Source organism: Halanaerobium saccharolyticum (assembly GCF_004362045.1).
Classification (GTDB): Bacteria; Bacillota; Halanaerobiia; order Halanaerobiales; family Halanaerobiaceae; genus Halanaerobium; species Halanaerobium saccharolyticum_C.
The window spans coordinates 74,060-87,181 of the sequence record NZ_SNWX01000012.1; the positions used below are offsets into that span (position 1 = coordinate 74,060).

15 protein-coding genes and 2 pseudogenes are annotated in these 13,122 nt (G+C 33.9%); 16 read left to right on the forward strand and 1 reads right to left on the reverse strand.

What is annotated here, in order from left to right; genetic code table 11:
* The first annotated feature begins 46 nt into the window (after nucleotides 1-46).
* The 7 genes and pseudogenes from trpS to DFR79_RS08850 all read left to right on the forward strand — a co-directional run bounded on the left by trpS (nucleotide 47) and on the right by DFR79_RS08850 (nucleotide 5,901).
* Entirely contained in the window at nucleotides 47-1,045 is a 999-nt protein-coding gene (trpS, locus tag DFR79_RS08820; RefSeq protein ID WP_133515138.1) for a tryptophan--tRNA ligase, read from the forward strand.
* An 82-nt stretch (nucleotides 1,046-1,127) separates the two neighbouring features.
* Nucleotides 1,128-1,766 carry a methyltransferase family protein gene (locus DFR79_RS08825; protein ID WP_133515139.1) on the forward strand — a complete coding sequence of 213 codons (639 nt, stop codon included), beginning with the start codon at nucleotides 1,128-1,130 and terminating at the stop codon, nucleotides 1,764-1,766.
* A 240-nt stretch (nucleotides 1,767-2,006) separates the two neighbouring features.
* A pseudogene (locus DFR79_RS08830) lies at nucleotides 2,007-2,531 on the forward strand (ABC transporter ATP-binding protein); the annotation flags it as partial.
* Nucleotides 2,532-2,711: 180 nt separating this feature from the next.
* Nucleotides 2,712-3,638 carry an ABC transporter ATP-binding protein gene (locus DFR79_RS08835; protein WP_133515140.1) on the forward strand — a complete coding sequence of 309 codons (927 nt, stop codon included), beginning with the start codon at nucleotides 2,712-2,714 and terminating at the stop codon, nucleotides 3,636-3,638.
* Between the two features lie 77 nt (nucleotides 3,639-3,715).
* Nucleotides 3,716-4,813, forward strand: coding sequence for an ABC transporter permease (locus DFR79_RS08840; RefSeq protein ID WP_279512880.1), 1,098 nt, complete (start codon nucleotides 3,716-3,718; stop codon nucleotides 4,811-4,813).
* The gene (locus tag DFR79_RS08845; protein WP_133515142.1) at nucleotides 4,813-5,208 is read left to right on the forward strand and encodes an ABC transporter permease; all 396 of its coding nucleotides are present in this window, start codon (nucleotides 4,813-4,815) and stop codon (nucleotides 5,206-5,208) included. The genes DFR79_RS08840 and DFR79_RS08845 overlap by 1 nt, the downstream gene beginning before the upstream one ends.
* A 345-nt stretch (nucleotides 5,209-5,553) precedes the next feature.
* Nucleotides 5,554-5,901: an ABC transporter permease gene (locus tag DFR79_RS08850; RefSeq protein ID WP_279512881.1), complete on the forward strand. Its 348-nt coding sequence runs from the start codon at nucleotides 5,554-5,556 to the stop codon at nucleotides 5,899-5,901.
* A 61-nt stretch (nucleotides 5,902-5,962) separates the two neighbouring features.
* Here DFR79_RS08850 and ahpC read toward each other — a convergent pair whose 3' ends face one another.
* The gene (gene ahpC / locus DFR79_RS08855) at nucleotides 5,963-6,526 is read right to left on the reverse strand and encodes an alkyl hydroperoxide reductase subunit C (RefSeq protein WP_133515144.1); all 564 of its coding nucleotides are present in this window, start codon (nucleotides 6,524-6,526) and stop codon (nucleotides 5,963-5,965) included.
* A 232-nt stretch (nucleotides 6,527-6,758) separates the two neighbouring features.
* Between ahpC and DFR79_RS08860 the strand changes: the two genes are divergently transcribed.
* The 9 genes and pseudogenes from DFR79_RS08860 to DFR79_RS08900 form a co-directional block, all read left to right on the forward strand.
* On the forward strand, nucleotides 6,759-7,352 hold the full coding sequence (locus DFR79_RS08860; protein WP_133515145.1) for an ECF transporter S component: 594 nt from the start codon (nucleotides 6,759-6,761) through the stop codon (nucleotides 7,350-7,352).
* A 17-nt stretch (nucleotides 7,353-7,369) separates the two neighbouring features.
* Entirely contained in the window at nucleotides 7,370-8,137 is a 768-nt protein-coding gene (locus tag DFR79_RS08865; protein ID WP_166638020.1) for an energy-coupling factor transporter transmembrane component T family protein, read from the forward strand.
* A complete protein-coding gene (locus tag DFR79_RS08870; protein ID WP_133515147.1) occupies nucleotides 8,134-8,991 on the forward strand; it encodes an energy-coupling factor ABC transporter ATP-binding protein in 858 nt (285 codons plus the stop codon). Before DFR79_RS08865 ends, DFR79_RS08870 begins: the two co-directional genes overlap by 4 nt.
* Nucleotides 8,969-9,778, forward strand: a complete 810-nt coding sequence (locus tag DFR79_RS08875) for an energy-coupling factor ABC transporter ATP-binding protein (protein WP_133515148.1) — start codon at nucleotides 8,969-8,971, stop codon at nucleotides 9,776-9,778. The genes DFR79_RS08870 and DFR79_RS08875 overlap by 23 nt, the downstream gene beginning before the upstream one ends.
* An 84-nt stretch (nucleotides 9,779-9,862) precedes the next feature.
* The gene (locus DFR79_RS08880) at nucleotides 9,863-10,858 is read left to right on the forward strand and encodes a sodium:calcium antiporter (RefSeq protein WP_208107519.1); all 996 of its coding nucleotides are present in this window, start codon (nucleotides 9,863-9,865) and stop codon (nucleotides 10,856-10,858) included.
* A 305-nt stretch (nucleotides 10,859-11,163) separates the two neighbouring features.
* Nucleotides 11,164-11,940 (forward strand): cysteine desulfurase family protein, encoded by a 777-nt coding sequence (locus DFR79_RS08885; protein WP_243727749.1) that lies wholly within the window; start codon nucleotides 11,164-11,166, stop codon nucleotides 11,938-11,940.
* Between the two features lie 5 nt (nucleotides 11,941-11,945).
* Nucleotides 11,946-12,032 carry a hypothetical protein gene (locus DFR79_RS16540; protein WP_133515155.1) on the forward strand — a complete coding sequence of 29 codons (87 nt, stop codon included), beginning with the start codon at nucleotides 11,946-11,948 and terminating at the stop codon, nucleotides 12,030-12,032.
* A 64-nt stretch (nucleotides 12,033-12,096) separates the two neighbouring features.
* Nucleotides 12,097-12,447 (forward strand): DUF3147 family protein, encoded by a 351-nt coding sequence (locus DFR79_RS08895; RefSeq protein ID WP_133515149.1) that lies wholly within the window; start codon nucleotides 12,097-12,099, stop codon nucleotides 12,445-12,447.
* Between the two features lie 3 nt (nucleotides 12,448-12,450).
* Nucleotides 12,451-12,621: pseudogene (locus DFR79_RS08900) on the forward strand (NAD-binding protein); the annotation flags it as partial.
* Nucleotides 12,622-13,122: the final 501 nt, after the last annotated feature.

Sequence of the window (13,122 nt, forward strand, 5' to 3'; positions counted from 1 at the left end):
AGAATTAAGAAGCAAATTACTATAATGATATTCTGGAGGTTTTAATATGGAAAATAAAAAGCGAGTTTTTTCTGGGGTTCAGCCCACTGGCCAAATGCATATTGGAAATTATGTAGGAGCTTTAAGTTTATGGGTAGAAAATCAGAAGAAGTATGATAACATCTTTTGTATTGTTGACTTACACGCCCTGACAATTCCTGAGAGTATTAAGCCAGAATACCTGCGAAAAAAGGTGAAAGAAGTTGCTGCTCTGTATCTGGCCTGCGGAATTGATCCTGAAGAATCTACAATTTTCGTACAGTCTGATGTACCAGAGCACAGCGAATTGACCTGGCTTTTAAACTGTGTGACTCCTGTTGGCTGGTTAGAGCGAATGACTCAGTTTAAGTCTAAATCAAAAAAGCTAGAATCAGTTGGGACAGGTTTATTTGATTATCCGGTCTTGATGGCATCAGATATTTTGTTGTATAACACAGATTTAGTGCCGGTAGGTGAAGATCAAAAACAGCATATAGAAATTACAAGAGATATTGCTCAACGCTTTAATCATTTATATGGAGATGTTCTAAAAGTTCCTGAAGAATTGATTAGAAAAAGTGGTGCCAGAATAATGGGCTTTGATGATCCGGAAGCTAAAATGAGTAAAAGCACTGGTGAAAGCAAAAAAAGACATGCTATTGGACTGCTTGATTCACCTGATGTTATAAGAGAAACAATAATGAGTGCCACTACTGACTCCAATCGAGAAACTAGATTTGATTATGCTTCACCTGGAATTAAAAATATGTTAACTTTATATCAGGCTTTAACAAATCAAACTCAAGCTGAAATTGAAAATCATTTTTCGGATGGAAAGTATGGTAAATTGAAAAAAGAACTGGCAGAAGTGGTTATTGAAACATTAAAGCCTATCCAGCAAAAATACAAACAAATAATTAATGAAGAAACTTATTTGAATAATGTATTAAAAGAGGGAGAAGAAAAAGCAGGTGGAATTGCAGCTGAAACAATGGATAAAGTTAAAACAAGTATGGGACTGAAATAACTAGACTAAAGGAGTAAAAAATAAAGAATACAAATAAGTAATTAAAAATAGACAAATTTTTTTAAAAAAATCGGTGATTAATATGAATAAAAAAATTAATATTATAGTTAAAATAGTAATTATTATCTTATTAATTTATACCTGGAGATTAATTGAGGCTAATGGATCAGCTGTAAACAAATTTTACATCTATCTATATTTGTCTCTAGTTAGCTGCAGTTTATTATCTGATAAATATTTTTATAAGGGACAAAAGACTGAAAATAACAAATCACACCTTGCAACCAGTCATTATTTATCATTAACCTGGTTTGTTACATTGATAGTTCCAGTAATAGAATATGTTTACCTGCAGAGAGATAATTTATTATTTACAGTCTCTGGAAGTATATTAATTATTTCGGGTATAATAATTCGGGGTCTGGCAATTAAAAGACTGGGTAAGTTTTTTTCAAGAGATATAGAAAACTGGGAAGAACAGAAAATTATCAAATCTGGAATTTATAAATATGTCAGGCATCCTGCTTATACAGGTAATATAATTCAGATCATAGCCTTCCCTCTAGTCTTGAATTCATATTTTAGTCTCTTTTTTTCATTAATAACGATAGCTGGTTTTTTATGGCGAATAAAAGTTGAAGAAGAAATTTTGATTGATAAACTACCGGAGTATAAAGAATATATGGAGGAAACAAAAAAATTGCTCCCGAAAATCTGGTAGTGAAAATTTAAAGCGAGTAACTGAAGCGAAAAGTCAATTACCTGAGGAAATAAGAGTATTATTTATTAAATTATATTAATTTACTTATATTTTTAAATATGGGATTATATTAGATTTGATATATTTTCAGGCATATCTTATATTATAGTAGACTACTTGATTTTTGCAGTAGTCTATTTTTTTGCAATCAAATGAGAATCGATTTCATTTTCAATTAGATTTAATTAGTATTTTATCAATCTGGCCCAGACTCAGGAAATGGCTACTGGAATGACAGTAGGAGAATTAGTTTCCTATGGTCTTTTTCCCTATCAGAGTGGGTTAGGAAGATTAACTAAAAAGGATTATGAAGTGATCAACTGGGCGCTGGAGGTTACCGGAACAGATGAGTTTAAGTATCGTTCTGTAGATGCTCTTTCTGGAGGCCAGAGACAGCGGGTCTGGATTGCTATGGCCCTGGCCCAGGAAACTGATACCATATTTTTAGATGAACCTACTACCTATCTTGATCTGGCCCACCAATTAGAAGTACTAAAACTGCTGGATGATTTAAATAGAAGGCAGGAAAGAACAATTATTATGGTGCTGCATGATTTAAACCAGGCAGCTAGATTTGCAGACTATATTATTGCAATGAAAGATGGAAAAGTCGTTAAAGCCGGTGATCCGGAAGAAGTAATTGCTTCTGAAGTATTAAAAGAAATATTCAATATTGATGCTCTGATCGGTGCTCCTTATTTTATTTATCTGCTGACTCAGAATTAGAAATTATTATTTCAAACTGAATAGATTCAATAATTAAATATATTTAATATGATATTAAAGCTCTTGAGCCAGATTTCTGGTTTGAGAGTTTTTTATTTTTCCATTGACAAAAACTTACAATATCATATATTTATATATAAACATACAAACGCAAAATTAATACAAAGGAGAATCAGAATAATGGTTGAAAATAATAAAGCAGTAGAAATTATTAATTTAGAAAAATCATATGGGTCTCTCAAAGCTGTTGCTGGAATATCTTTTTATGTTAAAAAAGGCCAGATATTTACACTTTTAGGGCCAAATGGGGCTGGAAAAACTACCATAATAGAAATACTTGAAGGTTTAAAAGAAAAAGATGCTGGGAAAATTAAATTTTTTGGAGAAACAGTAGCTAAGATTTCGAGAAAAGAAAAAGAAGAAATTGGGGTTCTGCTGCAGAAAAATAACTATATAGAAAAAATTAAGGTTAAAGAGATAATTAAAATGTTCAGCTCGTTTTACAAAAAATCACTTTCAACAGCTGATATTCTCAAAAAAATTGCTCTGGAGGATAAAAAAGATTCTTTTGTAGAAGATATTTCGGGTGGTCAACAGCAGCGCCTATCTATAGGGCTTGCCTTAATCAATGATCCCAAAATTCTATACCTAGATGAACCAACAACCGGGCTTGATCCTCAGGCAAGACGAAAATTATGGGGTTTAATAAAAGACTTAAAAAAAGCTGGTAAAACAATCTTTTTAACAACTCATTATATGGAGGAAGCAGAAAAACTATCAGATTATGTCTATATTATGGATCAGGGTAAAATCATTGCAGACGGCAGCCCGGAAAAACTAATTGATAATTTGGGGCAAGAAAATGTAATCGTTTTTGAAAAAACTGGTTTTACAGATTCAGCAATTGACGAGCTGAGGGAGACTTATCCAGGATTGAAGATAACAGAGTCCGAGATTTCTATTTATGTTAAAGATCTTTCTCATTCCCTGACTGAGTTGATTAACTGGGCAGGTGAAAAAGAAATTAAAATTGACAATTTAAAAATTAGAAGACCAAATCTGGAAGATGTTTTTATAGAGTTAACAGGAAAGGGGCTGCGTGACTGATGGGAGCCATAAAAAGTATTTTTTTACAGCATCTGCGCCAGCACTTAAGAGATAAATATTCGGTTTTTTAGAATCTGATTTTCCCATTAATTTTAATGACTATTCTGGTTCTTATTTTCGGGGGCCAAATTGAAGAAAATGTAACTTTTCGGATTAGTATAGTCAGTCCAGAAGTTGAAGAAACCAACACTGTTAATAGTTATCCAGCAATAATTAATACAGTATTTGAATTAATAGAAGCTTCCGAAGAAAGCCGCTGGTTTCAATTTTATAGAAAAGAAGAAAATCAAAGCAGATCAAATTTTCTGCAGGAAGAAAGAAAAAAGCTTGAGCAGGGTGAGAGAGAGTTAGTTTTAGTAATTCCGGAAATAGAATGGGGAGCAAGTGCTCAATTAGAAATTTATCGCCAGCCAGAAAGACAGCTTTCTCTTATCGCGGCAGATATGATTACCAGTATTATTAATGAATTAAATAAGGAGATCAATATAGCAGAGGGGAATATTAGCAGAGATGAGCTGATAAATGTAAGCAGCAGAGAAATAGCGATAATGGAATCTGAAAGCAGAAGTGACTTTTCATTTGCAGAATTTTTAGTACCCGGAATTATACTTTTTAGTTTTTTAATTTCTGGTCTTGAAATTTTTGTAGAAAAAATTTCATCTATGAGAGCCAGAGAAATTCTTAAAAGATATTTTGCAACTCCATTAAGAGCTGTTGAATATTTTAGTGGAATACTCGGATTTATTATTTTACTCTCAATTACCCAGGTTGTTTTAATTTATAGTTGGGCTAAAATATTTTTTGATATTAATCTGGCGATTTTCAGACCGGAATTTATATTTTATATGCTGTTTTCTCTGATTGTTTCCATTGCTCTCGGTTTTTTACTTTTATCAATAGTTAAAAATAAGGAATCAGTAACTCAGGCTGTAATTTATCCTATGGCTTTTTTAGGTGGAATGTTCTTTGAAGTTTCTAACTTGTCAGGAGTTATATCTCTGGTTGCAAAAATTAATCCGATGTACTATTTGGTTAATGGAATGAGAGATGCACTGGGAATTTATCCAAGTCCGACTCCGGTTCTGCTAAATATTCTTGTTCCGGCTATCTGGCTGTTTGGCTCAATTATCATTTCAAGCTACAAATTCAGCTGGAATCCTGGAGGTGAATCTTAATGTTAAAACAGTATCTAAATAATACGAAAACTTTAACTTTGAGTTTTCTGCGCAATAAGGAGACGATATTTTTTGTGCTTTTACTGCCGCTTATATTCATGTTAATTTTCGGTTCGCTTTATAGTGGTGGTGATCAGAGCCAGCCTGATAGAGTACTTATTTATTATAGTGATCAGGCGACAATTGAGCAGAGCAGATTAGAAGAGGTAATAAATGAAAATCAGAGCTTAACTTTTAAATATGTTTCCACTCTAGAAGCGGGAGAGGAGCTTTTAAGAAATTATAAAGCAGAAGCTCTACTAACAGTCTGGAATTTGCCTTTAATCCTGCCAGAATTCAGGATAATCCGGCTCTGGAGCAGCAGGCATATTCAATTGCCAGAGAAATCAATTTAAGAGAAAATAATCTAAATGAATATTTAGAAACAGTAATTATTGATACAGAATCTGCAACTACAGCTCCGGCACAGGCATCAGGTTCAACTCAGTTTTTATCATTATTTCCCGGCTTAATTGCTCTGGGACTTGCTTCTTCAGGATTATTTGTCATAGTCGAGGTTTTTATCTATTATAAAGAAAAAGGAGTTTTAAAGCGGATGGCAGCAGCTCCTATCAACAAAAATGCTTTTGTTCTGGCTCTGATAACAAGCAGGATGCCGGGCCGGCATCAATTTTAAGCATGTTTTTAATTCTGGCTGCCAGCAGAATTATTTTTGGAGTTAGTTTTCAATCAACTGGCTGCTGTTTATCCCTTATATCTTTATTGGAACAGTTATTATGATGGGATTTGGTGCTTTAATAACCCTGTTTTTCAAAACAGCAGATAGTGCTTTTCAGGCTGCTAGTATTTTACTGACTATTATGATCTTTTTTTCCGGAATCTATTTTCCAATAGAATTTCTACCTTCATATTTTCAGAGCTTAAGCCGTTTTCTGCCGCTAACCTATCTTGCCCGGGGATTACAGCAGATTATGGGAGTCAGTCAATTAAAACCATTCAACTTAGCTTTAGAAACCGGTGGATTATTGATATTATCAATAATTTTGATTATTATAGTTGCAAAAAAGAGCAGCTGGGCAGCTAAGTAAAAAAAGCCACCAATCACTATATTAGTGAAAGGTGGCTCAATATTTTATAATTGTTTTAGTTTTATATTTTTCCAACAAGGTTTAACCCCGGCTTAAGAGTTCGACTTCCTTCTTTCCATTTGGCAGGGCAAACTTCTTCCGGATTATTTCTTACATATTGAGCAGCTTTAATTTTGCTGACAATAGAACTGGCATCTCTTCCAAGATTTCCCGCGTTGATCTCTATACCCTGAACTATTCCATCTGGATCAATTATAAAAGTTGCGCGATCGGCAAGACCTTCTTCTTCAATTAAAACATCAAAGTTTTTACAGAGGGTATGAGAAGGATCTCCAACCATCACGAATTCAATCTCACCAATTGTTGGTGAATTATCGTGCCAGGCTTTGTGAGTGTAATGGGTATCTGCTGAAACTGAATAAACTTCAGCTCCAAGTTCCTTTAGAGTATCATATTCGTCCTGTAAATCTGCTAATTCAGTCGGGCAGACAAAGGTAAAATCAGCCGGATAAAAAACAACAACACTCCACTGATCTTTAAAATCTTCCTCTGTAACTTCCAAAAATTCTCCATTTTGATATGCTTGTGCCATAAAGGGCAGTACTTCTTTTCCTACTAATGACATTTTATGTACCTCCTATTAGTTTGATTTATAGTTTGCTATTTAGTATTGATAATTGTTATCAATTAATATTATCACATAAAATTATTTAGCTGTCAAGTATATTTTGGGAGTGGTATAAATTAATTTTATTTACAGTATATTAAGCAGGAATTAATTTTTTTTCAAAGAAATAAATTAATAAGTTAATTATTAAAGAATACATTTTGATCAATTAAACTAAGGAGGAAAGATTATGCGAAATAATCAAAAAAAGAATTTATGGTCCTTTAATTTTTCTACTATGGCACTGGTTTTAATACCTGTCAGTATTGGAATTAACTATGTAGGAAAATTATTTGCTCAGACTTTAAGATTACCGCTCTGGCTGGACTCGATTGGTACAATTCTGGCCGGTATTCTGGCTGGACCATGGATAGGAGCTATTAGTGGAGGGATTAACAATGTAATTTATGGATTGACAATTAGTCCTGTTTCTTTTGCCTATGGAATCACCAGTGTTGCTATTGGTATTACTGCCGGGGTTATGGCCAGAATGGGATTTGTAAAAAACATGAAAAGAGCTGTGATAATGGGTGTTGTTATTGCAGTAGTCTCGACTATTGTTTCTACTCCAATTAATATAATTTTTTGGGGAGGTCAGACAGGAAATATTTGGGGAGATGCTCTCTTTGGAATTCTCCGTTCAGCAAACTGGCCAGTCTGGCTTGCTTCTGGACTGGATGAGCTGGCAGTAGACTTACCCGATAAGATAGCAACTACTATTATCGCTTATATAATATATAAGGGTTTACCTAAACGAATAACTGTACTTTTTGAAGAAAGCTAATAGAGGAGGCCGGGAGCTTGAGATCTCTCAGTTTATATGTAAAAAGAAATAGTTTAATTCATAAAATTGATCCGTTTACTAAAATTATTTATGTTTTTGTTTCAGTAATTTCCCCATTTATTATGCCTACTTTAATTTTTTCAGCCAGTTTAACTTTAATTAATTTAATGCTTCTGCTGCTGGCTAAGGTTGTAAAACGGGTGATTCCTATAATTAGCTTTGTATTTATAATCATCCTGACTATTTTTGTTATTCAGGGAATGTTTTATGGGGCAAATCAGACAAAACTCTTTACTATATTTAATCTGAGTTTTTATGTTGAAGGAATACTTTATGCGGCCAAAATTTCAATAAGGGCAATTAATGTTTTGTTAGCTTTTTCTCTTCTAATTTTAACCACACCCCCGGCTGAGATGATAGAATCACTGGTACGCAGAGGAATGCCGGCAAAACTGGGCTATATTATGCATTCGGTCCTGCAGATAATACCTATGATGTCCAGCAATGCTTCTATAATTATGGATGCCCAGAGAGCTCGCGGAATGGAAACAGAGGGCAGTCTCTGGGTCCGGATTAAAGCTTTTATACCACTAATTGGTCCTCTGGTTATGAGTTCTCTGGTAAACACTCATGAGCGTTCAATAGCCCTGGAGGTTAGAGGTTTTTCTGCGGCTACTAAAAAAACATTCCTGCATCAGGAGGAAGTACCTGGAGGAATGAAGCAGCTGAGAATTTTCTTGTTATTATTTTTAGCAGCAGTATTGGTCTGGAGGCTAACTTTATGAAAGAAATTATTATAAACAATTTATCATATAAGTATTCACTTGCTGAAAACAAAGCCTTAAACAATATTTCTCTGGAAATTGAAAAAGGTGACTTTATAGGAGTTATTGGTCCCAATAAAGCAGGAAAATCTACTTTTTGCAAGTCTCTTGTAGGACTGATCCCTCATTTTTACAAAGGAGAATTTGAAGGGGAAATTTTAATTGATGACCTAAATACTTTAAACAGTAGTATTGCCGAAATATCTTTAAAAGTTGGTCTGGTTTTCCAGGATCCCTTTAATCAGATTTCAGGGGCCAAGCTAAGTGTTTATGATGAGCTGGCTTTCGGCCTGGAAAATAATGGGGTAGAAAGAGAAGAAATGATAACAAGAATTGATAAGTATCTTGACCTAATGGATTTAAATGAAGTAAAGGATAATAACCCCTTTGAATTATCAGGAGGTCAGATGCAGAGGCTGGCCATTGCCAGTATCATGGCTTTAAAGCCAGATGTTTTTGTTTTAGATGAACCTACATCCCAGCTTGATCCCCAGGGAACAGAAGAGGTTTTTAAAGCAGTATCTCGCCTGAGAGAAGAAAACTTAACAGTTATTCTGGTCAGTCAAAAATTAAATAAATTAGCTGATTATGCAAATAAGATTCTCTTTTTGAATCAGGGGGGAATTGTAGCATATGATGATACAGCAGCAGTTTTTTCTCGAAATGACCTGGAACAGATGGGAATGGGAGTGCCTATTTATACTGAGATAGCCAGGGAATTAGAATTAAAAAATGAAAAGGATCAGTATCCTATTAGAAACTCAGAACTCAAAGAAATGTTGGTGGCTAAGTATGGCAAAAATATCGGTAAATAATCTCTCTTTTCATTATAATCAAGGAATACCAGTACTTAAAGATCTTAGTTTTTCCCTTGAACAGAAATCGACAGCAATAATTGGTCAGAATGGGGCAGGTAAAACTACTTTAGTCAAACTTCTAAAAGGACTTTTAAAACCCCAAAAAGGGGATGTTTTAATTAACGATAAGAATACAAAAGAACATACTGCTGCCTCCCTGGCTCGGGAAATTGGACTGGTTTTTCAAAATCCAAGTGATCAGATTTTTAAAAATAATGTTCTGGATGAAGTGAAGTTTGGACCTTTAAATCTTGATATTGAAGAAAATAAAGCAGAAAAAAGAGCCAGAAAAGCTATTAAAAGACTGGGGCTTTCGGAAATTGCTGATGAAAATCCCTATGATTTAAGTCTTTCAGAACGAAAATTAGTTACTATAGCTTCTATCCTGGCCATGGAGCCGGAAATTATTATTTTTGATGAACCTGCTATCGGTCAGGACTATAGAAATATAGCTTTAATTAAGAAAATTATCAGGGAAGAGATTGAATCAGGTAAACTGGTGCTTACAATTAATCATGATATGGACTTTGTAGCTGAAGTTTTTGAAAGGATAATTGTGTTAAATCAGGGAAAGATTCTGGCTGATGGACCAACTGCGGAAGTTTTTGCTCAAAAGGAGATACTAAAAAAGGCTCATCTAGAGATGCCTTCGGTTACTGCTTTAGCTAAGGAACTGGGGATTGGAAATCAAATCTTATTAAATAAAAAAGAATTTATTGAGTATTTTAAAGATATAGAGGTTTAGTTATTAAGAAAAAGTTTACATTTATATGAGGAAAAGATGGTATAAATTAATTGAATATAAATTCTGGTATGTTAAGCAAAAGAGGTGATCAAAATATTATTCTTTTGGTTTGGTGTTTTACTTATATCAGCCTGGGCTGCTCACTGGGGAGCAGGCAAATTATCATTTCCCTTAAAAATGTTACGCAGACAGTGGGGGTTAACTTCTTCAGCTGGTGCAGCTCTTCTGGCTATTGTAACTGCCAGTCCAGAGGTATCTATTAATATAACAAGTGCAGTAAGAGGAGTCTCGGATATTGGTTTAGGCAATCTACTTGGTTCAAATATAATCTCTATTCCTTTAATTATTACTGTTTCTTATTTTGCTTCCAGGAAATCATATAAAAATAATCAAAAACATGAACAGCATCTGAAAAATGAATTCCTGGCTCTAAATAAACGAACTGTCAAAGTTCTTGCATTACCTTATCTGGCTATCATTGTTTTAACTGCTTTTTTAACTTTGCCTCAGGGATGGCGAGGTCTGCAGCCAGCAGATGGATATATTATGCTGATAGCTTATGTTATATTTCTCTTTCAGGCAATAATGACAGGGAAACAGGAGGGAGAGGAGGTGAGTTGGAGTTGGACTAAGTTGATACTGTCTATAGCTGGTGCTGCAGCAATTGCTATTGGTGCATATTATATTGTGAGAGCAACAGAGAATATTGTCCAGATTCTGGGGATACCTCAGCTGATCGGTGGTTTATTTATAACGGGTCCTTTAACTACTTTACCAGAAATTTTTCAGGCCTGGAATGTATCAAAAGAAGGAGAAATTACTTCTGGTTCGACAAGTGTTATTGCAGATAATGTCATTACTTTGACAATTGGATTTGTTCCTCTGGCTCTAGTGAGCACAGTTATTAATGATTTAACTTTATATATAATTAATATTTTGTTTGTAGCATTAATGCCTTTATTTTATACGATTTTTATTCGGGAAGATAAAGAAAGATATGGTTTTACAAAGACTGAGATAATTACTTTTAATTTATTATATCTGTTATATATCATGATTATATTAATTTTTCTACTCTGATTGATCCTCAGAGAAACTTCATTATTTCAATTAATAATTGAGCTTTTCTGGGGATTTTTGTTTTATAAAAATGACTTTGATATAATAGAAATAGTGAGAAAGTGTTTAGATGTTAGGAACCGACTTCAAAACAAACTAAAGATGTTCTGAACTTTACAGAATTGTTAAAAAATTACTGATATTCTTTTATTTTTATAACGAGATTATATTGATGATGTTATGTAAGAAGTAGCTTTAAATATAAATATAAATATTAAATCAATCGATACCTGATAAGTAAAGTCTAGAAAGGAAGGTGTGAATCTATGATCTATCTTGATTATAATGCTACAACACCAATTGATAAGAAAGTAGCTGAAGCAATGGAAGCATATATTTATGGAAATTTTGGCAACCCATCCAGCAGTCACGAACTGGGCTCAAAAACAAAACAGGCTGTGGAAGAGGCTCGAAAAAAAGTTGCCAGTTTATTAAATGCTTCACCAGAAGAGATTATTTTTACTTCTGGAGGAAGTGAGTCGAATAACATGGTAATTAAGGGAGCTGCCTATACTTATCAGAATCGGGGTAAACATATTATAACTTCCGAAATAGAACATCCTGCTGTAATCTCTCCCTGTGAATTTCTGGAGAAAAACGGTTATGAGGTAACATATTTACCCGTAGATCAGAATGGAGTAGTTGATATTGATCAATTAAAAGCTGCAGTAACCGAGGAGACAATTTTAATTACCATCATGCACGCAAATAATGAGACAGGGACAATTCAACCACTGGCAGAAATAGCTGAAATAGCTTCAGAAAATGATATTTTATTCCACACTGATGCTGCTCAGTCTGTGGGTAAAATTGAAACAGATGTTAAAAAGCTGGGAGTAGATTTTTTTTCAGTTGCCGCTCATAAAGTTTATGCCCCCAAAGGGATTGGTGCTCTTTATATAAAAGACGGGATTGAGATAGAACCTTTAATTCATGGAGCAGGACATGAGATGGGGAAAAGAGCGGGAACAGAAAATGTTATTTTTGATGCTGCCCTTGGTAAAGCCTGTGAACTTGCGGAGGATCTGCTGCAGGGGGTTTAAAGAATGTGGAATTGATAGATGGGGTAGAGTTAAGCAATATGACAGAATTTACAGAGTGGATTATTGAAGCTGATAAAGTGATTAATTTTTAGTGGTTTTTAATTATAATATATAATATTAATAAAAGACTAGGATTTGGAAGAGGAGCTGATATATATGGCATATTTATTATTTAAAACAATAATTTCAGCAGTAATAATTGTAGCTGTCTCTGAAGTTTCTAAAAGAAGTTCTCTCCTGGGGGCAATTTTAGCTTCACTTCCATTAGTCTCATATTTAGGAATTATATGGCTTTATATAGATACTGAAAGTAAGACTCAGGTAGCTCAGTTATCCAGGGATGTTTTCTGGATGGTTATACCATCTTTATCATTTTTTATAGTTTTACCGGTATTATTAAAAACTGAATTAAATTTTTATCTCTCATTAGCTATCTCAACGGCAATTATGGTCGCTGTATATTTTACTATGATTTTTATCTTGCAGAGATTTGGAGTTAATATTTAAAGAGGTGATTATATTGCCTTTGAGTTTGCTCATATAGCCGCTCGCTCTGGTGCTGAAGTGACAATTGTTCATCGTGGTCAAGCTCCATTGAAAAACTTTGAACAGGATATTGTTAATCACCTGGTTAAGGCTACTGAAGAGCTGGGTATTAATCTTGTTCTGGAGACGGAAGTCTGCGGGAATGATCGTCTCTTATCCAACTCTATCTTCTGATATTTCTTCCTCGATTTTAAATGAAGATTGATGTTGTTTATATTTGAATTATTAGATCAGTTAGATGGTTGTAAAGTTAAATAATGAAAATATAAGTTGTGAGTGGGAACGGGAGTCCAGTCACCATCCAATTAGATTAATTAAAATCAAGAATACTAAAATAGATGGACAGAAATTCTATTCTGAGAAAACCAGAATATCTTGAACTGGAGATAAATGGTATTCGAGAAGAGAGTCATAGATTTAGATGGAATAGGTGATAGTCTCAGTCACATAGACTTTGATCCTGCAGGAAAATCAGATTGAATGTTATATAGCTGCAGGTGAATATGCAAATCATCTGGAGTTTACTCCTGATGGAAAAAAAATTGATTATTGTTTAAGAAATTTAACAGAATTAGATGCTAGGAATATTGTCTAGTTGTTTTATTTTATTAGTGGTGCTAAAATAGGGATAGGAGG